We start from the raw sequence: 18,687 nt of genomic DNA, 5'->3' as shown, positions 1-18,687 counted from the left end.
CACTTCATGTACTGTATTAGTAACATAAGACACAAAAGACAAGCTTTGCGCCTTCGGATGGCAATGGAAGTGTCGGCTTTTTTATTGGCTTGGCAAGCGCTAAGGACGCAAGCCATGAACGAGACGACGACCAGCGGTGCCGGTGTGGCAGAGAAAATAGTGCCATCGGCGCGCTGGACCTTCCTTCGTGCGCTCGCCAGCATCCGAATCTGGTGGCGCGAAGCTGTTCTGGGGACCGTCAACCAGGGCGAAGTTATCGAGAAGCGCCGCGAAGACTGCCTCTTGTCGGCGCGTTACATGTTCATGACCGCAATGTCCGGCGGCATTGCGATCCTCGGCCTGCTGCAATCCTCGCCTGCGGTGGTCATCGGTGCAATGTTGCTGTCTCCGCTGATGGGTCCGATCATGGGCCTCGGCTTCGCCTTGGCGATCGGCGATTATCGCTGGTTGCGGCAATCGGCGAAATCGCTCGCCTGGGGTTCGGTGATGGCGGTGGGCCTGTGTGCGTTGGTCGTCTTCATCTCGCCCCTGCAGGAAATTACTCCGGAGATTGCGGCGCGCACTCGGCCCAATCTGTTCGATCTGTTTATCGCGCTCTTCTCCGCCCTTGCCGGTGCCTATGCAATGATCCGCGGCAGGGAAGGAACAATCGTCGGCGTGGCGATTGCAACGGCCCTGATGCCGCCGCTTGCGGTGGTCGGCTTCGGCCTGGCGACGTTCAACTGGACGGTCTTTTCCGGCGCGCTCCTGCTCTATGTGACCAACCTGCTCACCATCGCTCTCACCGCATGGGGCATGGCGAAGCTTTATGGTTTCACCACCATGCTCAGCGAAAAGCAGACGCAGTTCCAGAATTTCGTCGTGATTGCGGTTATCATTGCTTTGGCCGTTCCGCTCTATCTCTCGCTCCGCCAGATCGTGTGGGAAGCCAATGCCGCCCGGCAAGTGCGCGCGGAACTGGTCGAGAATTTCGGTTCCTCAGCCCGTCTTTCCCAGCCGGAGATCGATTTCGATAGCGACCCCATTAGAATTTCGGCCTTTGTCTGGACGACATCGATCAAGCCGGATGTCGAGACGATGGCGGAACGCCGACTTTCCCAGCAATTGGGCGACGACGTGATTGTCGATCTCAAACAGTTTCTGGTTCGTGACGAGCAGAGCGCTGAACAGGCGCAGCTGGCGTCTGCCAAGATCGAAGAAGAGGCGGCGGCCAATGAGCGGGTCGATGATCTGGGTGCGCGTCTGGCAGTGGTGGCAGGGGTCGCAGAAGCCGACGTACTGGTCGACCGCCAGCGCCGCAAAGCCATGGTCCGGGCCAAACCGCTACAAGGCGCAACGCTGGAGACTTACGCGGCGCTAGAACGACGCGTCGCAGCGACCGAGCCGGAATGGACAATCGAAATGATCCCGCCGGTTTCGCGCATACCGGACTTTGCCTTCAACGGAGAAGAATTCACGCCTGAACAGGCCAGCGTGCTGCAACTGGCCGCATGGGCTTCGGCGCGCAACGGAATGCCGCTGCGGGTCATCGGGCGCGGCGACGCGGCGGAAATGGTCGCAGCGGCGCTGTCCGAGAACGGCGCGAGCGATGTCCGCCGGGTCGAGCAGTCAGGTGCCGTCCGGATTGAATGGGGCGATGCTTCGGGCCGCTGAGCGCCCCATCGCAGTTCGAGCGGAAACAGGCGCTGGTCAGGCGGCCTCAAGCAGCGACAAGGGTTGAATCTCGCCGTTCAGGTAAAGCCGTTTCGCCTTGGCGCGGCTCAATTTGCCCGAGCTCGTGCGCGGCAGGCTGCGCGGCGGAACCAGTTCTACGACGCAGTTCATGCCCGTAATCGAACGGACCTTGTCCCTGATCTGCTCGTGCAGCCGGGTGCGTTCTTCCGGGTCGGACACGCGGCAATGGACCAGCACGGCCGGCGCTTCTTCGCCATTGCCGGTTTCCACGCTGAAAGCTGCAATGTCGCCGTGGTTGAAGCCGGGCAGCTGTTCCACTGCCCACTCGATGTCCTGCGGCCAGTGGTTCTTGCCGTTGATGATGATCATGTCCTTCGCCCGCCCGACGATGAACAGATAGCCATCGGCCATGTATCCCATGTCGCCCGTGTCGAGCCAGACATCCCCGTTTTCCTTAGCGACGAGGCATTCGTCGGTCGCTTCTTCGTTGCGGAAATAGGAATGCATCACGCTTTTGCCGCGGCACCACACCTTGCCGATCTGGTGATCGCCCTTGGCGGCATCGTTCTCGCCGCGAATCTCGACTTCCATCCCCGGCAGAGGTTTGCCGCAATTGACGATCGCGCGATAGCGGGCAGGGCGCGAAAGATCGCCGCGCGTGCCCGAAAGGCGCTCTTCCTCCACCAGCTCGACCTTGATGCCTTCGCCCGGCGGCATGACTGTGACGGCCAGCGTCGCTTCAGCCAGACCGTAGGACGGGGTGAAGGCATTGGCCTTGAATCCGGCTTCGGCAAAGGCGTTGACGAAGTGCTGCATCACATCCGGGCGGATCATGTCGGCACCATTGCCGGCGGTGCGCCAGCGCGACAGATCGAAGCGGTCGCCAACATGGCTCTGGCTGGAAATCCGGCGGGCGCAGATATCGTAGCCGAACGTCGGCGAATAGCTCAGCGTGGTGCCCTTGTTGCGGCTGATGAGGTCGAGCCAGGCCAGCGGACGGCGCGCGAAATGCTCGGTCTTGATGTAATCGATCGACGCCTGGTTCGCGATCACCGACAGGAAACACCCGACCAGTCCCATGTCGTGATACCATGGCAACCAGCTGACAACCCGGTCGTTCTCGCGGAAATTCATCGAGGTGGAATGGCCGTGCAGATTATGCAGCAGCGCCTCGTGGGTTACGGCCACCCCGGTGGGGAAGCGGGTCGAGCCCGAGGAATATTGCAAATAGCAAATATCCTCCGGTTTTGCTTCCGGCAATTCGCACTCCGGCGCATCGCGCATCGCAAAACTATCCCAGTCGGTTCCCTCGCAGCCCTGACGATCGGCTGCCGCCTTGGCCATTTCAGCAATTTCGGGTGGATAGATCAGGACCTTGGGGTCGGAGCTTTCCAGTTGCACCGCCAGCTGGTCGATATAGCCTTCCTTGCCGCCGAACCCTGTCGGCAGCGGAAGCGGGACCGGCCAGGCGCCGACATAGATGCAAGCGCAGAACAATGCCGCGAATTCGGGGCAGGTTTCCGCAATCAGAGCGACCCGGTCTTCCTTGCCAATGCCCGAGGCAACCATCCGGTGGGCCATGACCAGAGCGTCTTCACGCATCTTGCGGTAGGGATAAACGCGTTCCAGCGTGCCGCGCATGTCATGAAAGTTGAGGCCCTTCTCGCTTAACGCAGCGTAGTCGATCGCCTCGTTGAAGGTCGTGAAGTCAGACCTGCGCCGGGGTAGGCTGCAGTCGTTTGGCGTCGGCACTGGCGTGGCGTCGGTCATGGTGTCTGCTGTCATAGTGTTAGGTCTGAAACCTGTCCCTCTGGGGCGTTGCCTGCACGCCCGTTTCCTGATTCAGTGCTCTTAATCCGCGGTGGCACCGTTTTCAAACTTTCCCATTTCCCAAGGAGTGTGGCACGAATATGGCCGATGAGCGACCGTGCCATATCCGGAAAGCGTCAGAAACGCCCGCCAAAACCGCTTGATTCGCAGCGATTACAGGATCTTGCGCTTTCCTATGTCGCGCGTTTCTCGACCAGTGCAGCGAAACTGGAAGGATATTTGGCCCGGAAATTGCGCGAACGCGGGTGGGAAGAAGAGGGGCAACCCGATATTCCCGCACTTGTCGGCCGCTATGTCGACCTCGGATATATCGATGATGAAGCCTATGCGCGCTCCAAGGCGGGTTCGCTTTTGCGGCGGGGCTATGGCGCGCGGCGGGTCGGGCAGGCGCTCTATGCTGCCGGGATCGACGAAACCATTCGCGCGGCTCTCGATCCTGAAGAACATACGAGGCGTGAAGCTGCGATAGTCATGGCGCGCAAGCGGCGTTTCGGGCCTTTTTACGTCGGAGAACTGGAACGCGACCGCCAGGAGAAGCAGATTGCGGCGATGCTGCGCGCAGGCCATTCATTCGATCACGCCCGCAAGGTAATCGGCGCAAATGAAGAGCGAATCCTCGAAGAATGGTTGGCCGAAGCGCAAGCCGAGCTAGACTGAGACCATGAACATGATCGCCCGATTCGCTGCATTGCTCGCTGCCTCGCTATTCCTGATCGCTTGCTCGCCGCAGCAAAGCGCCGACCGGACAAGCTCGCTGGCCACTGAAACGCCGCGCGGGCTCCATCCGGAATCCGGTCTCAAAGTGATTCCCCTGACCGTCACCAGCGGCACGGCAGTGCACAGTTTTCAGGTCGAAGTCGCCGCGTCCGCAGAGGAGCAGCGCAAGGGATTGATGTTTCGCGCCAGGCTGGGGCCGAACGAAGGGATGATCTTTCCGCGCAATCCGCCCGATCTCGCCAGTTTCTGGATGAAGAACACACCGCTCCCGCTCGACATAATCTTTGTCGGGGAAGACCGGAAAATCCTCAACATTGCTGCAAACACTGTTCCCTATTCACTCGACTCGGTTCCTGCGGCGGGCCTGACGGCACTGGTGCTGGAAATACCCGGAGGACGTGCGGCGGAACTGGGGATCGAGCCCGGGGATAGTGTCGAATGGTAATCTTGGTGCTTGGCCAGCGCCCTGCATTCCGCTAGTCGCGCGGCCATGGGTTTCCTCGGCAAGATATTCACCTGGTGGGATGGCGCGACCATCGGCACGCATCTGTGGACCGCGCGCAAGGGCGAGCATATCGGCACCGATGCTCAAGGGAATAAATATTACCGCTCGCGCAAGACGGGCGAAGGGCAGCGCGAACGGCGCTGGGTCATTTACGACGGCGCAAACGACGCGAGCCGTGTTCCTGCAGAATGGCATGGCTGGCTGCATGGCTCGTTCGACGATGTTCCGGAAAGCTTCCTTCCGGCGCCGAAGATCTGGGAAGTGGATTTTACCCCGAACGCGACCGGTACGCCGGATGCCTATCGCCCCGCCGGTGCGCTTGAGCGTGGCGGCAGGCGCGCGAAGGCGGACGGGGACTACGAAGCCTGGTCGCCCGAGGGCTGACCATGAGGCGGACGGGTCTCTCAGCCAGCGTGGCGGCTCTGCTGCTTGCCAGCTGCGGCAGCGATTCTCCCCCGCCCGCCGAAGCACCCGAGACTGAAATTCCGGAAGACCTTCAAGCGCAGGCCGGTGCCGCACGCGCCGCGCCCGCAGGCGAGATCGGCACCCCCATGGCGGACCGTGTCGCGACGCTCGGCCTGCTCAACAAGCGCAACAATTTGACCGAGGACATTCAGCTCAAACCCGGCGAATCACGCCGTGTCGGCGATGTGATCATCCGGCTGTCCGCGTGCGAACGGACCGCGCCGTGGGAAATGCCGCAGGAGACCGGAGCTTTCGTGCAAGTGCTCGTGCGCGACAGGGCGAGCGATGAATGGAACCGGGTCTTTTCCGGCTGGCTGTTTCGCAATTCGCCATCGCTCAACGTGGTCGAGCACCGGGTTTACGATGTCTGGGTGAAGGACTGCGCGATGAGTTTCCCGGGTGAGGAAGATGGCCCGCCGCGGCCTGCCCCGTCGCCCTCCCCGTCGCCCTCAGCACCGCCTGCACCGGCAGCCTCGGAACAGACCGCCGAATAGGCCTGCGGAAGGGTCATTGCCGGCTCGCCCCGCGCTTGCGCCAACAATGCCAGATAGTCTTTTTGCGGTAACTCGGCAGCACCGAGCGAAGCAAGATGTTCCGTCATGAACTGGCAGTCCAGCAAACGATACCCGGCACGCTTCATCAGGGCCACGAGCCACGCGAGCGCGACCTTCGAAGCGTTGTCGGCACGGCTGAACATGCTCTCACCGCAGAATACCTCGTCGAACGCCACGCCATAAAGGCCGCCGACGAGTTCTGCGCCGTCCCAGCATTCGATCGAATGGGCATGGCCGATCTCGTGCAGCGCGCGATAGCTGGCCGCAATGCGGTAACTGATCCAGCTCTCGGGGTGATCCGCGCGCGGCGCGGCGCAAAGGCTCACCACATCGGTGAAGGCCCGATTGATTGTCACTCGGAAGCGATCTTTCCGGAGAAGTTTCCGCAAGGATCTGGAACACCGGAACCCGTCGAGCGGGATCACCGCGCGCTCGCGTGGCTCGACCCAGAATATCTCGGGGTCGTCGCGCCCGTCGGACATCGGGAATATCCCGCTGCGGTAAGCCAGCAGCAGCGTCTCTGGCGGGATCAACGGAAAGGCAGGGGCGTGCATCGCCTGCGTTCTATACCCTGCGACGGGCTCTTGCGATAGGGATCGGTATCGCGCCTTGCCAAGCTGTGTGCTTGGCTCTAGAGGCGGCTTCCGCCTGCAGGGGTGTAGCTCAGTTGGTAGAGCATCGGTCTCCAAAACCGAGGGCCGTGGGTTCGAGTCCCTCCGCCCCTGCCAGGCGTCTTGTCCGAAAATCATCGCCGGCCGCTCGCATTGATGCGATCGGGAACCGCTGTCTTTCCAGCGCATTACATTTGCTGGACGGGGCGAATTGCCTATCGGAGTATCACAATGTCCCAGCAATCGTTTCGCAGCAGTGCGCCGGACAATTGGACCCAGCCGCGCCCGCATAGCGACCCGACCCTGCGCTATATGCGTTACGGCCCGGTACAGCCGATGGATCAGCCCGGTTTCTTCGCGCGCCTTTTCGGACGCGGATAGAGAATCCCGACCGATCCTGAACGGTAGCCATTGCTTGGCTTCAGGGAACCGCAAGACCAGTTGTGCATTTCTATCGGTGAACGGAGCAATCCGTCATATAGGAGATAAACCATGTCGAGCGGAAGTTTTCGCAGCAGCCGTCCAGACAACTGGAATTCACCGCGCCCTTATAGCGATGCGTCCACGCGTTACATGAAGCACGGTCCGATCTTGCCGATGGACGAGCCTAGCTTCTTCAGCCGGATTTTCGGCTGGCGCTGAGCGGCAACACTTCGGATCAAGTCGCCCTGCCTGACCATGCGATGATCGCGTCGCAAGGCAGAGCGGCGGCGCGGCGTTGTTGTCGCAGCGCTTGAATTACAGGATCCAGAGCAGCGCTCTCCATCACCGCGACAACGGCTCCGCCGAACCCGCCGCCGGTCATCCGCGCGCCGCCTCTGCCTCCGATCAGCGTCTGAAGATCCGTCACCAGGCTGTCGACAGCAGGGTGACTGACTTCGAACAGATCGCGCAGCGATGCGTGGCTCTGGTTCAGGATGGCGCCAAAGCCCGAGAGGTCGCCCGCCGCCAGGCAGATGGCCGCTTGGCGCGTACGGTCGGTCTCCTCCACAACATGCCGCGCCCGCCGCTTCACCACCGGATCAAGCGCCGCTTGCGTGACGAGTTCGCTGCCCGCTTCCCGCAAGGAGGCAAGCCCGAGCGCCTTGGCAGCGGTTTCGCATTGCTGGCGCCGCAAGTTGTATTCGCCATCGACCAGCCCGCGCGTCACATTCGACTGGACAATGAGCACCGCCCAATCTTCCGGCAAGGCGATATGCTCAACCGACAGGTCGCGGCAATCGAGCAGCGTCGCATGGCCGGATATCCCTGCCGCCGATGCCATCTGGTCCATGATGCCGCATTGCACGCCTGCATACCGATGCTCGGTCTGCTGCCCGGCTTGCGCCATTGCGACCGCGCCGGGGTTCTTGTTGCCTGCCGCCTGAGCGAAGGCACGGGCGAGTGCTATCTCCAGCGATGCGGAGGAGGACAGGCCGGTCCCGCGGGACAGGTCGCCCGCAATAGCGAGTCTCATGCCCGGCACAGGCAATCCGAATTCCGGCATGATTGCCGCCATGCCGCGCAGATAGCTGCGCCAGCTACCATCAGGGCCAGGTATGACGGAAAGCCGGAAACTGTCGGTCTCCCCACTCGCGTCGCGGGCAATTGCTTCTACCTCTTGGCTGGCAGGAGCCCAGGCAACGGCAGTGCCCTGCGCAAGCGGCATCGGCAGGACCAGCCCGTCGTTGTAATCCACGTGATCGCCGATCAGATTGACCCTTCCGGGTGCGAAGGCGACGCCTTGCGGCTCCTCGCCGAAGTGTGTGACGAACGCCTCACGGGCCTTCTCGCGTGCCGAAATGTTCATGGTGCGACCGCCCGCAGCCGTTCAGCCGCCTGCTCGGCCGTCATGTCGCGCTGCGTCTCCGCCATCAGTTCGAACCCGACCATATGTTTGCGCACGCTGGCCGAGCGCAGCAGCGGCGGGAAGAAATGCGCGTGCAGGCGCCAATGATCGCATGAGCCTTCCATACCGTGCGGAGCGCCGTGCCATCCCATCGAATAGGGAAACTCGCAGCCGAAGAGCCCGTCATAACGCGCCAGCAGCCTGCCGAGAATTTTAGCCAGATCATGGCGCTCATCATCGCCGAGTTCTTCCAGCCGGGCCCGGTCGGCACGCGGAACCAGCGCAGTCTCGAACGGCCACGCGGCCCAGTGCGGGACAAAGGCGGCCCAATTGTCATTGACCTCGACCAGACGTTCCCCGGCTTTCAATTCCTCCGCCAACACGTCATCCAACAGAGCGCGACCGTTGTTCTCCCGATAGGCCGCTTGCGCCGCATCTTCGTCGGCCACGATCTGCGGAAGAAAATCGGTCGCCCACATCTGCCCGTGAGGATGGGGTGAGGACGCGCCCATCATGGAGCCGCGGTTTTCGAATATCTGGACATGCGCCCAGTCTGCCCCGGCCTTTTCCGACAGGTCGCACCAGCATTCGACCACGTCGCGCCGCTGTGCATCATCCATCCGGCTGAGCGAGAGCGCGTGATCGGGGGCGTAGCAAATGACCTGCGTTTCTCCGCGGACTGCTTCCCGTTGAAACAAGGGGCCGGCGTCGATAATCTTGGAATCGGATGCCAACAGGGCAGGGAAGTCGTTCGGAAACACCCATGTTCCGCAATAGTCCGGATTGGTATCGCCGTTCGCGCGGGAATTGCCCGGGCACAAATAGCAGTTCGGATCATGCCCCGGGCGTTCTTGCGCAGAGGGCGACGAGACTTCGCCCTGCCATGGGCGCAGGTTCCTCTGCGGGGAAACCAGCACCCATTCGCCGGTCAAAAGGTTCCTGCGCCTGTGGGGCAGCGCGTGGTCGGGCAGATCAGTCATGGCTGCGCTGTATCAAAGTCTGGCGGTTGCGGGTATTGCGAGTTTGCGCATCGTCCTTGGCCCAAGTAAGTCGTAAGACATGGACACCAACCCACCAGACCACAGCATCAATTTTTGCCAGGCTTGCGCGATCCGCAATCGCGCGATCTGTGCCGATCTCGAAAGCGCCGAGATAGATCTGCTCAACAAGATCGGCAGCCGCCGCAGATTGAAGCCCGGCGAACAGATTTTGTGGGAAGGTGAAGAGGCCGTGCTCGTCGCCAATGTGATTGAAGGCGTGTTGAAGCTTTCGACGCAAACGGTCGATGGCAAGGAGCAGATCCTGGGCCTCGCCTATCCGTCGGATTTCCTTGGGCGCCCATTCGGCTCGACCACGCCCTATGGTGTCGAGGCGCTGAGTGATGCGCATGTGTGCACTTTCCGGCGTAGCGACTTCGAACGGTTCGCGCGCGAACACCCGCGGCTGGAGCACAAGCTGCTAGAGCGCACGCTGAGCGAGCTCGACAGAACGCGGCGCTGGATGTTGCTGCTTGGCCGGATGAACGCCGAACAGAAGCTCGCCAGTTTTCTACTCGAAACGTCGGAGCGGCTGACCCCTGCCGATTGCGCCTTCACCATGGACGAAGCGCCGATGCAGTTCACTCTGCCGCTCACCCGGCAGCAGATCGCCGATGTGCTGGGGCTGACAATCGAGACGGTCAGCCGCCAGTTCAGCAAGATGAAGAAGGACGGATTGATCGACCTTCCGACGCGGCGCGAAGTGACGATCCTCGAGCGGGCGGCACTGGAAGATCTGGCGGGCTAGGCCGACCAGACCGACAGGTCTTGCCCGGCGGATTTTTTGACCTCGCCTGAGAGCCCGACCGGCTCTTGCGAACCGTCGGTCAGCAGAGCGATTAAATCCGCATCACCCGGCGCGATGGAAGCAAGCGTCCGCGCGCCTTCGGGTGTGCGTGCAACAATGACACCCGAGCGCACCGAACCGTCGCGGTCGTAGTGCAGCGTATAACTCTCGATATTCGCCGGTCCGGTATAATCTTCGGCGATTTCCGGTACTTCGCCGCGTGCAGCATCGGCCACCGCCTGGCGGTCGAAATCCTGAGGGAAGGCAAGAACCGGCGGCTCGGATGACAGCAACACTGCATGGTTGTGCGTTGCGTAACCGCCGTTGGCGAACAGCAGGCCTCGGGTAACGCCGTTGCCGCGCTCGCGGCGTAGCACATCGACCATGCTCGCCACCGCATGGCTCATGTAATTGCCGATCGGTCCGCCGCCGAAGGTGAGGCCGCCGAACACTGTGGCCGGTTTTTCGACCGGCCAGCCCAGCACGCGCCGGGCCATCTTGGGGACGCAGGGGAAACAGGAATAAAGCTCGACATAGTCCAGCTCCGCCACTGTCACACCATTTGCCTTCATCGCTTCTCTGATAGTCACTTCGAGGCTGGGCGAACGATCGTAGTGGTCGCGTTTGAGGAAGTTCTTATCCTCTTCAGCCGCAGCGCCGTGACCGATGAAAATCAGCCGTTCGCGCGGGACACCGCGTCGCTCCGCTTCGGCTAGGCTGGTGACGAGGAAGCCCGCGCCCTGGTTCACGCTGGCGTTGGCGACTTGGAACTTGGTGTAGGGAAAGGCGATCGGGCGGTTTGTATCGCTTGGCGTGACGACTTCTGCCGCGCTCACGGGTTTGCGCAGCCACGCGGCTTCGTTGGCGGCGGCCACCTCGGAGAAGCGTGACCAGATCGCGCCGCTTTCTTCCTGCCCCTCGGCCAGCGTCTGCCCGTAGGCCGCGCGCCCGGCGTTCTCATACAGTGGGTAGACGTCGGTTGGCACCACGAGACCGTAGCTTTGCGCGTAGCCCTTGTGGACGCGGTGGGTCGCATCGCGCAGGGCATCGGGTCGCTGGGCATCGGGTCGCTGGGTATTGGGTTGGGGCTTGTCGGCTGCTGCCTGTGCGGCCTTGAGCTGGCCTGCCGTGCGCAGCGCCTCGCCCCCGACGATGGCGCAGATCGTCGCTTCGCCGCGTGCGATCCGGTTGGCTGCTTCGCTCATCAGCCGCGTCGGGCTATCACCGTGCGGCGGGGTCTCGACTACATGCGCAGGATGGATGCCGAGCATTTCGGTCAGCTTGCCCGCCACAGGATTGAGGTGCGGCCATGCGATCTGGCCAATCACCGACAGGCTGTCGCAATCGGCCAGCCATCCATGGCCGGCGTCTGCATCTGCTTTGTGGAGCGCGGCGGACATCAGAGCGACCGGATCGAGCCCCTTGTCGGGCGTTTCGGGCCGGTCGTTGATCTGGCCGACGCCGACAACAACCGGAGTTTTGGCCGGATCGTTGCTCATGCCGGAACGCGGCTATCGCTGAGCGCGGAGTAGATCAGCGTCTTCAATTGCCGCCGGATCGGATAGGCGCTCGAGGGGTAGACCTGTGTCATGAACACCATGCTGATCGCTTCGACCGGATCGACGAAAAAGGCGGTCGAATACGCGCCGCCCCAGTAGAATTCACCTTTGCTCGCAGGCATCAGCGTCTTTGCCGGGTCGATCACGCAGGCGAAGCCGAGCCCGAAGCCGACACCGGCGTTCTGGCTTTCGGAGAACATGCTTTCCGAAAGCTGGGTCAGGTCTGCGCCGCCGGGCAAGTGGTTGGCGGTCATCAGGTCGAGCGTCTTGGGCGCGATGATCCGCGCGCCGTCGAGCTCTCCCCGACCAGTCAGCATCGCACAGAAACGGTGATAGTCGGCCAAAGTGCCAACCAGACCGCCGCCGCCGCTGTCGAAACGGCCCGGCTTTCTGAGTCCGCTGGCGGGTCCGGCATCGAGCAGTTTGGCAGGCTTGCCCGGCTGGTACTGATAGGCATCGACCAGGCGTGCGTGGTTTTGATCATTGGTCCCGAACGCCGTGTCGACCATCCCGAGCGGGCCGAAGATATGCTCGGCGAAGTAGTCACCCAGCCGCTGACCGGAAATCCTCTCAACCGCGATGCCCAGCACATCGGTCGAGACCGAATAATTCCACCGTTCGCCCGGATCGAATTCGAGCGGCAGCTTCGCAAGGCGATCAACAAATTCAGCCGAATCCAGATGGCGCCGTGCAAAGTCGAAATTGTGCTCCCGGTAAAGCGCGTCGATATTGGTGCGGTTCTGCAGCCCGTAAGTGAAGCCGGACATATGCGTCAGCAGGTCGATAAACCGCATCGATGCAGCTGTGCGGCCGGGCATGAAGGGGATCGATCCGCCGCCGCCGGCATAGAGCGAAAGGCCGGCGAACTCCGGAAACACCCGCGTGACCGGATCTTCCAGCGCGACCTTGCACTGTTCGACCAGCTGCATGAAGGCGATCGAAGTGACCGGCTTGGTCATCGATGCGATGCGGAACAGCGCATCCTCGCGCAGATCCTCGCGCCCTTCGCCCATCGTGCCCAGGTTCACATGATGCACCGGCTTGCCGTCGCGGGCGACCAGCAGCTGCGCCATTGGCAGCTTGCCCGGGCCGACATAGGCTTCTGTCAGAAAGGGCGCGATCCGAGCCAGCCGGTCGGCGTCGAAACCCAGCGAGGCCGGGTCATGCAGGTCGAACATGGTCAGCCGATCAGTCTTCGAAGCCGTCGACCCGCTCGACGATGATCGCCGGGGCCATGCCGCCTGCCGCGCACATGGTCACCAGACCGCGGCTCTTGCCCTGCCGTTCCAGCTCATCGACGATGGTGCCGATCAGGATCGAACCGGTTGCCCCGATCGGGTGACCCAGCGCGATCGAGCCGCCGTTGACGTTCACATTGTCCCAGTCGAGCTCCAGGTCGCGCACGAATTTTGCCGCAACTACCGCGAAAGCCTCGTTAATCTCCCACAGATCGATGTCGTCCTTGGTGAGGCCGGCTTTTTCCAGCACCTTCTTTGCAGCCGGAACCGGCGCGTTGAGCATCAAGGTGGGGTCGTCGCCCATGTTGGCGGTGGCGACGATGCGGGCGCGCGGTTTCAGTCCGTGCTTCTCGCAATAGTCCTTGCTCGCCACCAGAACGGCAGCTGCACCGTCAACCACGCCCGAGCTGTTGCCCGCATGGTGGAAGTTCTTGATGTCGAGATCGGGATATTTCTGGTTCACCAGTTTGCGGAATGTCGTGCCGTTCGCATCGAGCGGGACATCGGCAATCTTGGTGAAGGCCGGCTCCAGCTGAGCGAGGCCTTCTCGTGTGGTCTGCGGGCGGGGAAACTCCTCCCGGTCGAGGATCACAGTGCCTTCGTCATCGACCACGGGGACGATCGATTTGTCGAACCGGCCTTCCTCGATCGCCTGTGCCGCGCGCTGCTGGCTGCGGTAGCCGACTTCGTCCAGCTCTTCGCGGGTAAAGCCTTCCATGGTGGCGATGGCATCGCCGCAAATGCCCTGATGGCTCTGCGGGTGAACCTTCTGCAGGCGCTCGTTATAGCTGCCCATCATCGGCGGCTTGAGCCCGGCCTGCATCTTTTCCTTCGCCATCTGCGCGGTGAGGCTCATCATCTCCGTGCCGCCTGCCACAACGCAATCGGCCATGCCGCTCATCACTTGCGCAGCGGCCAGGTTCACTGAAGTGATCCCGCCGCCGCAAAAGCGGTCGAGCGTCATGCCTGAGCTGGTCACATCGTACCCGGCATCGAGCGCCGCCATCCGGCCCAGATCGCCGGCCTGCATCCCGTCTTGCGTGGAGACCGACCAGATCACATCGTCGACTGTCGAAGTATCCAGATTGTTGCGATCCTTGATCGCTCTCAGGACCGCCGCGGCAAGATGTTGCGGGTGCTGCTCGGCCAGAGCGCCTTTGCCTTGTTTGCCAATCCCGCGCGGGGTGCGGGCAGTGTCGACGATATAGGCTTCGGTCATCTCTTGTTCCTCTCGGGTCGTTCCGTTTGCAGTTGACGTATCCGTAAACCTTGGCCAGCAATGCGGCAAGACAGGTTTCAAATGAAAATCGGAGAGGACCCCCATGACCGTCGAACAGCCGAGCGAAGAACAGCAGAGCGCGGAAGTGCTCACCGAAGAGCGCGATGGCATCCTGATCATCACGATCAACCGTCCCGAAGCGAAAAACGCGATGAACAAGGCCGCGGCCGACGGAATCGCGGCCGCTGTGGACAGGCTCGACTCGGACGATAATCTGCGCGTTGCAATCCTCACCGGTGCGGGCGGCACCTTCTGTTCGGGCATGGACCTGAAAGGCTTTCTGCGCGGGGAATCGCCCAGCATCGAAGGGCGCGGCTTTGGCGGCATCACGCAGAAGGGCCCGGTCAAGCCGCTGATCGCTGCGGTTGAAGGCTATGCGCTCGCTGGCGGGATGGAGCTGATGATCAGCTGCGACCTGATCGTCGCCAACAAGGATGCAAAATTCGGCATTCCCGAAGCCAAGCGCGGCCTTGCCGCCGCTGCAGGCGGCCTGATGAAGCTGCCGCGCATGATCCCGCCGAAGATCGCCATGGAGCTCGCGCTGACCGGCGATTTTGTCGACACCGCGCGCGCCTATGAACTGGGCCTCGTCAACCGCGTGACCGATGGGCCGGCGCTCGATGCGGCGATCGAACTGGCCAATGCGATCACCAAGAACGGTCCGATTGCGGTGCGCGTTTCGAAGCAGATCGTGATCGAGTCCGGCGGCTGGAGCCAGGACGAGATGTGGGACAAGCAGGCCGCGCTGCTGCCGCAAGTCTTCATGTCCGAGGACGCGCGTGAAGGCTCGCTCGCCTTTGCTGAAAAGCGCGCGCCCAACTGGAAGGGCAAGTAACGATGGCTCAGACGAAAGGCGGTCCACTACACGGGATCCGCATCGTCGAATTTGCCGGGATCGGGCCGGGGCCGTTTTGCGGCATGATGCTGGCGGACCATGGTGCCGAAGTGATCCGTATCGACCGGGCAAGCGGTAGCCGTGGCGGTTCGCAACCGGTTACGACCAAGGACGTGCTGGCACGCGGGCGCAAATCGATCGCGCTCGATCTCAAGAGCGCTGAAGGCGTCGCGCTTGCCCGCAAGCTGTGCGCCAGCGCCGATGGCATTATCGAGGGTTTCCGTCCCGGCGTGATGGAGCGGCTGGGTCTTGGGCCGGAGGAACTGCTGGGGGACAATCCCAAGCTGATTTATGGCCGGATGACGGGGTGGGGCCAGACCGGGCCGTACGCGCCCTATGCCGGGCATGACATCAATTACATCGCACTGGCCGGGGCGCTGGCGCATTTCGGGCGAGAGGGCGGCAAACCGACCCCGCCAATCAACATGGTCGGCGATTTCGGCGGCGGCGGGATGATGCTCGCCTTCGGCATGGTCTGCGCCCTGCTCAATGTTGCGCGCGGCGGAGAAGGCCAGGTGATCGACGCGGCGATGACCGATGGCACCGCGGTGCTGATGAGCATGATGCACGGGATGAAGAACATGGGCGTCTGGTCGGAAGACCTCGGCGTGAACCTGCTCGATACCGGCGCGCATTTCTACGACACTTACGAAACGGCGGACGGCAAGTTCGTCTCCATCGGCAGCATCGAACCGCAATTCTACGCCGAGCTGCGCCGCCTTGCCGGTCTGGTCGAGGATGCCGATTTCGACGCTCAGCATGACCGCCGCCAATGGGGCGCGCTGAAAGACAAGCTGACCGCCCTGTTCAAGAGCAAGACCCGCGACGAGTGGGACGGACTGATGGAGCACACCGATGTGTGTTACGCGCCGGTGCTGACCATGAGCGAGGCGACCGCGCATCCGCACAACGCCGCGCGCGAGACTTTTGTGGAGATTGCCGGGGATCTGCAGCCTGCGCCCGCGCCGCGTTATTCCGGCACTGCGACCGCAACTCCGCAACCGGCACCCATGCCGGGTGACGACACCGACGAAATTCTCCAGTCGCTCGGCCTGTCCGATGATGAACGCAGCGCCCTGCGCGAAGCAGGGACAATAGCTTAAACCGACCAGCCTTCCAGGGACCGATCCGATGCTCGATACCGCCAACCGTTTTGCCTATAACGAAGACCATGAGATGTTCCGCGACACCGTTCGCAAGGTCTTCGCGCAGCACATGGAACCCTATCTCGACGAGCACGAAGAGAAAGGCATCGTCCCGCGCGAGACGTGGAAAGCGGTGGGCGAGGCAGGCCTGCTGTGTCCGACAGTGGGCGAGGATTACGGCGGCCTCGGGCTCGATTTCGGCTATTGCGCGATCGTCAGCGAGGAACTGACGTACCTCGGTTCTTCCGCCGGTTTCACTTTGCAGAACGACATTACGGCGAACTATTTCGAACGGCTCGGCAGTGAAGAGCAGAAGCAGAAATATCTGCCCGGCATGGTCAGCGGTGACGTGATCACTGCCATCGCCATGACCGAACCGGGTGCCGGGTCCGACCTGCAGGGCATCCGCACCACTGCGAAAGAAGACGGCGATGACTACATCGTCAACGGTTCCAAGACCTACATCACCAATGGCCAGAACGTCGATGTGGTGATTGTGGTGGCCAAGACCGACCCGACGATGGGCGCGAAGGGCACTTCGCTGATCCTCGTGGAAGAGGGCATGAAGGGCTTCGAGAAAGGCCGCAATCTGGACAAGATCGGGCAGCACAGCGCCGACACCAGCGAGCTGTTCTTCGAGGATGTGCGCGTGCCCAAATCCAACGTGCTTGGCGGCGTGGGCAGCGGCTTCGTCCACCTGATGGAAGAACTGCCGCAGGAACGCCTCGGCATCGCGGTCGGCGCGCAGGCGGCGGCGCAAAAAGCGTTCGATCTCGCGGTGGAATTTACCAAGGATCGCAAGGCCTTTGGCAAGACCGTGTTCGAGTTTCAGAACACCAAGTTCACCCTCGCCGAGCTGAAGGCGGAGCTGCAGGTCGGCTGGGCGCATCTCGACTGGGCACTGCTGCGGCACTTCAAGAAAGAGCTGACCACCGACGAGGCGAGCGCGGCCAAGCTGTGGCACACCGACCTGCAATGGAAAGCGGTCGACACCGCGCTCCAGCTGCACGGCGGCGCGGGCTATATGAACGAATACCCGATCGCACGCCTGTGGCGCGATGCCCGCGTGACTCGCATCTTCGGCGGCACGAACGAGATCATGAAGGAAGTGATCTCGCGCAGTATTTGAGGTGCACTCCTCACTCGTCATTGCGAGGAGCCTAAGGCGACGCGGCAATCCAGTGTAATTCGTGCCGCCCTGGATTGCCGCGCGGCTGCGCCGCTCGCAATGACGGGAGTTGGGTGATTAGCTGCCGTCGGGTCAACCAGACATGCCTTGCCTTCGATACCGAACGACTAACCCGTAGCTGCCAATTACGATGAATGCTGATGCAAGGAGCGCGAGGAGGGTCATCCTACTCAGATCGCCATTTTGCACATTGTCGCCGAAAAGACCGACTTCTATCAGAACACCCCAGTAGGTTAGGCCCCACACGGCAGCCAACATCAAGACAACGCTCGAAATTTGCGGCCAAATGCTTCTCGATGTGCGACTTGCCTCCATGCGCAAGAAAATTGCCAAGGCGAGTGGCCCACAGAATAGCGCAACGGGGAAAAGAGGGTCAAACATCCATGAGTTTTGAATGAAGAATGCAATGACCGCAACTGGGCTTTAAGCAGACATCGGGCCCGCTTTTCCCCTCACCCAATAAACCCCCGCACCTCCCCAACGAAATCCTCGAACCGGTCATGGTGCACCCAGTGCCCGGCGCGGTCGTAGTCGGACACGCTCACATTGTCCCCGAAGTGCGCGATCCGCCCATCCTTTACCGGATTGCTCGCCCAGCTGTCGTTGCCGTAGATCATCAGCGTGGGGCAGGTGATCCGGCCCCATAGTTCCTCGATCTGCTCCATCGTCATGTCGTCTTGCGGCCAGGCGTGGAGGTGGGGGTCGAACTTCCAGCTCCAGGTGCCGTCTTCGTTGCGGATGGTGCCGTGGCGGGTCAGGTGTTCGGCCTGTTCGCGGCTGAGATAGCTGTTCGCTTCGTGCATCCGGCTGGCCGCGTCCTCGAAGGTCTTGTAACGTTTGGGCAAGCGCGCGGAGGCATCGCGCTTCTTGTCGATCCATTCCTTGCGGTGTTCGTACCATGGCTTCTCCGCCATCTTGGCCTGCACTTTCGGGCTTGGACCCAACCCCTCGATCGAGACCAGCTTGCGGACCTTGTCGGGATACATACCGGTAAAACGCGTTGCGACATTGCCGCCGAGCGAGTGCGCCACGACGGTTACCGGGGCCAGCTCCAGCTGGTGCACCAGCTGCGCGAAGTCATACACATAGGCGGTCATCGGATAATGGCCGGTGTTGGTCCACTCGCTGTCACCGTGCCCGCGCAGGTCGGGGCAAATCACGTGCCAGTCCTTGCGCAGTTCCTCCGCCACCCAGTCCCAGCTGCGGCAATGGTCGCGCCCGCCGTGCTGCAGGATCAGCGGCGGCGCATCCTGGTTGCCCCAGTCGGCATAATGCAGCCGGGTGCGCTGGCTGATGAAGCTTTGTGATACAGGGCCGATAAGATCCAAGTGGGTTTCCCTTCACGTAAGCGGAAATTTGCGTTGCGAGGCGCTA

Annotated in this window: 18 protein-coding genes, 1 tRNA gene and 1 pseudogene; 12 read left to right on the top strand and 8 right to left on the bottom strand. The window is 62.1% G+C overall.

All coding sequences use genetic code 11. The features are described from left to right. The first annotated feature begins 114 nt into the window (after nt 1–114). Nucleotides 115–1,653 (top strand): TIGR00341 family protein, encoded by a 1,539-nt coding sequence (locus E0502_RS03810; protein ID WP_137676616.1) that lies wholly within the window; start codon nt 115–117, stop codon nt 1,651–1,653. 36 nt (nt 1,654–1,689) lie between these two features. Here the strand turns inward: E0502_RS03810 and E0502_RS03805 are convergent, their stop codons facing one another. After that, nucleotides 1,690–3,444, bottom strand: coding sequence for a fatty acyl-AMP ligase (locus tag E0502_RS03805; RefSeq protein WP_137677513.1), 1,755 nt, complete (start codon nt 3,442–3,444; stop codon nt 1,690–1,692). Between the two features lie 147 nt (nt 3,445–3,591). Between E0502_RS03805 and E0502_RS03800 the strand changes: the two genes are divergently transcribed. Genes E0502_RS03800 through E0502_RS03785 form a run of 4 tightly spaced genes read left to right on the top strand, consistent with a single transcriptional unit; the run spans nt 3,592 to nt 5,685 of the window. Then, complete coding sequence (locus E0502_RS03800; RefSeq protein WP_192895915.1) at nt 3,592–4,161, top strand: regulatory protein RecX; 570 nt, start codon at nt 3,592–3,594, stop codon at nt 4,159–4,161. A gap of 10 nt (nt 4,162–4,171) precedes the next feature. Continuing rightward, a complete protein-coding gene (locus tag E0502_RS03795) occupies nt 4,172–4,666 on the top strand; it encodes a DUF192 domain-containing protein (protein WP_137676615.1) in 495 nt (164 codons plus the stop codon). Between the two features lie 45 nt (nt 4,667–4,711). Then, nucleotides 4,712–5,110 carry an NADH:ubiquinone oxidoreductase subunit NDUFA12 gene (locus E0502_RS03790; protein WP_137676614.1) on the top strand — a complete coding sequence of 133 codons (399 nt, stop codon included), beginning with the start codon at nt 4,712–4,714 and terminating at the stop codon, nt 5,108–5,110. A gap of 2 nt (nt 5,111–5,112) precedes the next feature. Continuing rightward, nucleotides 5,113–5,685, top strand: a complete 573-nt coding sequence (locus E0502_RS03785; RefSeq protein ID WP_137676613.1) for a DUF2155 domain-containing protein — start codon at nt 5,113–5,115, stop codon at nt 5,683–5,685. Between the two features lie 77 nt (nt 5,686–5,762). Here E0502_RS03785 and aat read toward each other — a convergent pair. Beyond that, nucleotides 5,763–6,299: pseudogene (aat, locus tag E0502_RS15260) on the bottom strand (leucyl/phenylalanyl-tRNA--protein transferase); the annotation flags it as partial. Nucleotides 6,300–6,397: 98 nt separating this feature from the next. Here aat and E0502_RS03775 point away from each other — a divergent pair. From E0502_RS03775 to E0502_RS15170, 3 genes are all read left to right on the top strand, one after another. Next, a tRNA-Trp gene (locus tag E0502_RS03775) sits at nt 6,398–6,473 on the top strand. A gap of 114 nt (nt 6,474–6,587) precedes the next feature. After that, nucleotides 6,588–6,737, top strand: a complete 150-nt coding sequence (locus E0502_RS15175; RefSeq protein WP_192895914.1) for a hypothetical protein — start codon at nt 6,588–6,590, stop codon at nt 6,735–6,737. A 111-nt stretch (nt 6,738–6,848) separates the two neighbouring features. After that, nucleotides 6,849–6,998, top strand: a complete 150-nt coding sequence (locus E0502_RS15170) for a hypothetical protein (RefSeq protein ID WP_192895913.1) — start codon at nt 6,849–6,851, stop codon at nt 6,996–6,998. A gap of 16 nt (nt 6,999–7,014) precedes the next feature. Here the strand turns inward: E0502_RS15170 and galK are convergent, their stop codons facing one another. Both galK and E0502_RS03765 read right to left on the bottom strand, forming a co-directional pair. After that, nucleotides 7,015–8,145 carry a galactokinase gene (gene galK, locus E0502_RS03770; RefSeq protein ID WP_137676611.1) on the bottom strand — a complete coding sequence of 377 codons (1,131 nt, stop codon included), beginning with the start codon at nt 8,143–8,145 and terminating at the stop codon, nt 7,015–7,017. Then, the gene (locus tag E0502_RS03765; RefSeq protein WP_137676610.1) at nt 8,142–9,164 is read right to left on the bottom strand and encodes a UDP-glucose--hexose-1-phosphate uridylyltransferase; all 1,023 of its coding nucleotides are present in this window, start codon (nt 9,162–9,164) and stop codon (nt 8,142–8,144) included. Before E0502_RS03765 ends, galK begins: the two co-directional genes overlap by 4 nt. Before the next feature lie 79 nt (nt 9,165–9,243). On the opposite strand from E0502_RS03765, the gene E0502_RS03760 reads away from it, so the two are divergent. Next, nucleotides 9,244–9,969 (top strand): Crp/Fnr family transcriptional regulator, encoded by a 726-nt coding sequence (locus E0502_RS03760; protein ID WP_240048845.1) that lies wholly within the window; start codon nt 9,244–9,246, stop codon nt 9,967–9,969. Here E0502_RS03760 and E0502_RS03755 read toward each other — a convergent pair. Genes E0502_RS03755 through E0502_RS03745 form a run of 3 tightly spaced genes read right to left on the bottom strand, consistent with a single transcriptional unit; the run spans nt 9,966 to nt 14,024 of the window. Next, nucleotides 9,966–11,507 carry an acetyl-CoA acetyltransferase gene (locus tag E0502_RS03755; protein ID WP_137676609.1) on the bottom strand — a complete coding sequence of 514 codons (1,542 nt, stop codon included), beginning with the start codon at nt 11,505–11,507 and terminating at the stop codon, nt 9,966–9,968. The two genes, E0502_RS03760 and E0502_RS03755, sit on opposite strands and share 4 nt — an antisense overlap. After that, nucleotides 11,504–12,745, bottom strand: coding sequence for a serine hydrolase domain-containing protein (locus tag E0502_RS03750; RefSeq protein WP_137676608.1), 1,242 nt, complete (start codon nt 12,743–12,745; stop codon nt 11,504–11,506). Before E0502_RS03750 ends, E0502_RS03755 begins: the two co-directional genes overlap by 4 nt. Before the next feature lie 10 nt (nt 12,746–12,755). Continuing rightward, complete coding sequence (locus E0502_RS03745) at nt 12,756–14,024, bottom strand: acetyl-CoA C-acetyltransferase (protein ID WP_137676607.1); 1,269 nt, start codon at nt 14,022–14,024, stop codon at nt 12,756–12,758. A gap of 103 nt (nt 14,025–14,127) precedes the next feature. On the opposite strand from E0502_RS03745, the gene E0502_RS03740 reads away from it, so the two are divergent. Genes E0502_RS03740 through E0502_RS03730 form a run of 3 tightly spaced genes read left to right on the top strand, consistent with a single transcriptional unit; the run spans nt 14,128 to nt 17,253 of the window. Continuing rightward, nucleotides 14,128–14,919 carry a crotonase/enoyl-CoA hydratase family protein gene (locus E0502_RS03740; protein WP_137676606.1) on the top strand — a complete coding sequence of 264 codons (792 nt, stop codon included), beginning with the start codon at nt 14,128–14,130 and terminating at the stop codon, nt 14,917–14,919. A gap of 2 nt (nt 14,920–14,921) precedes the next feature. After that, complete coding sequence (locus E0502_RS03735) at nt 14,922–16,082, top strand: CaiB/BaiF CoA transferase family protein (RefSeq protein ID WP_137676605.1); 1,161 nt, start codon at nt 14,922–14,924, stop codon at nt 16,080–16,082. 28 nt (nt 16,083–16,110) lie between these two features. Beyond that, nucleotides 16,111–17,253: an acyl-CoA dehydrogenase family protein gene (locus E0502_RS03730; RefSeq protein ID WP_137676604.1), complete on the top strand. Its 1,143-nt coding sequence runs from the start codon at nt 16,111–16,113 to the stop codon at nt 17,251–17,253. A 512-nt stretch (nt 17,254–17,765) separates the two neighbouring features. On the opposite strand, the gene E0502_RS03725 is transcribed toward E0502_RS03730, so the two are convergent. Next, nucleotides 17,766–18,641: an alpha/beta fold hydrolase gene (locus tag E0502_RS03725; protein WP_137676603.1), complete on the bottom strand. Its 876-nt coding sequence runs from the start codon at nt 18,639–18,641 to the stop codon at nt 17,766–17,768. Nucleotides 18,642–18,687: the final 46 nt, after the last annotated feature.

The sequence above is a fragment of the Parerythrobacter lutipelagi genome (genome assembly GCF_005434975.1).
Lineage (GTDB): Bacteria > Pseudomonadota > Alphaproteobacteria > Sphingomonadales > Sphingomonadaceae > Parerythrobacter_A > Parerythrobacter_A lutipelagi.
Note: the sequence above shows the minus strand (reverse complement) of the source record. Positions and strands in the feature narration are given on the sequence as shown.

Excerpts from the sequence above, each read along its gene's own strand:
- E0502_RS03810 (WP_137676616.1), top strand. The coding sequence starts at position 115 with ATGAACGAGACGACGACCAGCGGTGCCGGTGTGGCAGAGAAAATAGTG.
- E0502_RS03805 (WP_137677513.1), bottom strand. The coding sequence starts at position 3,444 with ATGACCGACGCCACGCCAGTGCCGACGCCAAACGACTGCAGCCTACCC.
- E0502_RS03800 (WP_192895915.1), top strand. The coding sequence starts at position 3,592 with ATGAGCGACCGTGCCATATCCGGAAAGCGTCAGAAACGCCCGCCAAAA.
- E0502_RS03795 (WP_137676615.1), top strand. The coding sequence starts at position 4,172 with ATGATCGCCCGATTCGCTGCATTGCTCGCTGCCTCGCTATTCCTGATC.
- E0502_RS03790 (WP_137676614.1), top strand. The coding sequence starts at position 4,712 with ATGGGTTTCCTCGGCAAGATATTCACCTGGTGGGATGGCGCGACCATC.
- E0502_RS03785 (WP_137676613.1), top strand. The coding sequence starts at position 5,113 with ATGAGGCGGACGGGTCTCTCAGCCAGCGTGGCGGCTCTGCTGCTTGCC.
- E0502_RS15175 (WP_192895914.1), top strand. The coding sequence starts at position 6,588 with ATGTCCCAGCAATCGTTTCGCAGCAGTGCGCCGGACAATTGGACCCAG.
- E0502_RS15170 (WP_192895913.1), top strand. The coding sequence starts at position 6,849 with ATGTCGAGCGGAAGTTTTCGCAGCAGCCGTCCAGACAACTGGAATTCA.
- galK (WP_137676611.1), bottom strand. The coding sequence starts at position 8,145 with ATGAACATTTCGGCACGCGAGAAGGCCCGTGAGGCGTTCGTCACACAC.
- E0502_RS03765 (WP_137676610.1), bottom strand. The coding sequence starts at position 9,164 with ATGACTGATCTGCCCGACCACGCGCTGCCCCACAGGCGCAGGAACCTT.
- E0502_RS03760 (WP_240048845.1), top strand. The coding sequence starts at position 9,244 with ATGGACACCAACCCACCAGACCACAGCATCAATTTTTGCCAGGCTTGC.
- E0502_RS03755 (WP_137676609.1), bottom strand. The coding sequence starts at position 11,507 with ATGAGCAACGATCCGGCCAAAACTCCGGTTGTTGTCGGCGTCGGCCAG.
- E0502_RS03750 (WP_137676608.1), bottom strand. The coding sequence starts at position 12,745 with ATGTTCGACCTGCATGACCCGGCCTCGCTGGGTTTCGACGCCGACCGG.
- E0502_RS03745 (WP_137676607.1), bottom strand. The coding sequence starts at position 14,024 with ATGACCGAAGCCTATATCGTCGACACTGCCCGCACCCCGCGCGGGATT.
- E0502_RS03740 (WP_137676606.1), top strand. The coding sequence starts at position 14,128 with ATGACCGTCGAACAGCCGAGCGAAGAACAGCAGAGCGCGGAAGTGCTC.
- E0502_RS03735 (WP_137676605.1), top strand. The coding sequence starts at position 14,922 with ATGGCTCAGACGAAAGGCGGTCCACTACACGGGATCCGCATCGTCGAA.
- E0502_RS03730 (WP_137676604.1), top strand. The coding sequence starts at position 16,111 with ATGCTCGATACCGCCAACCGTTTTGCCTATAACGAAGACCATGAGATG.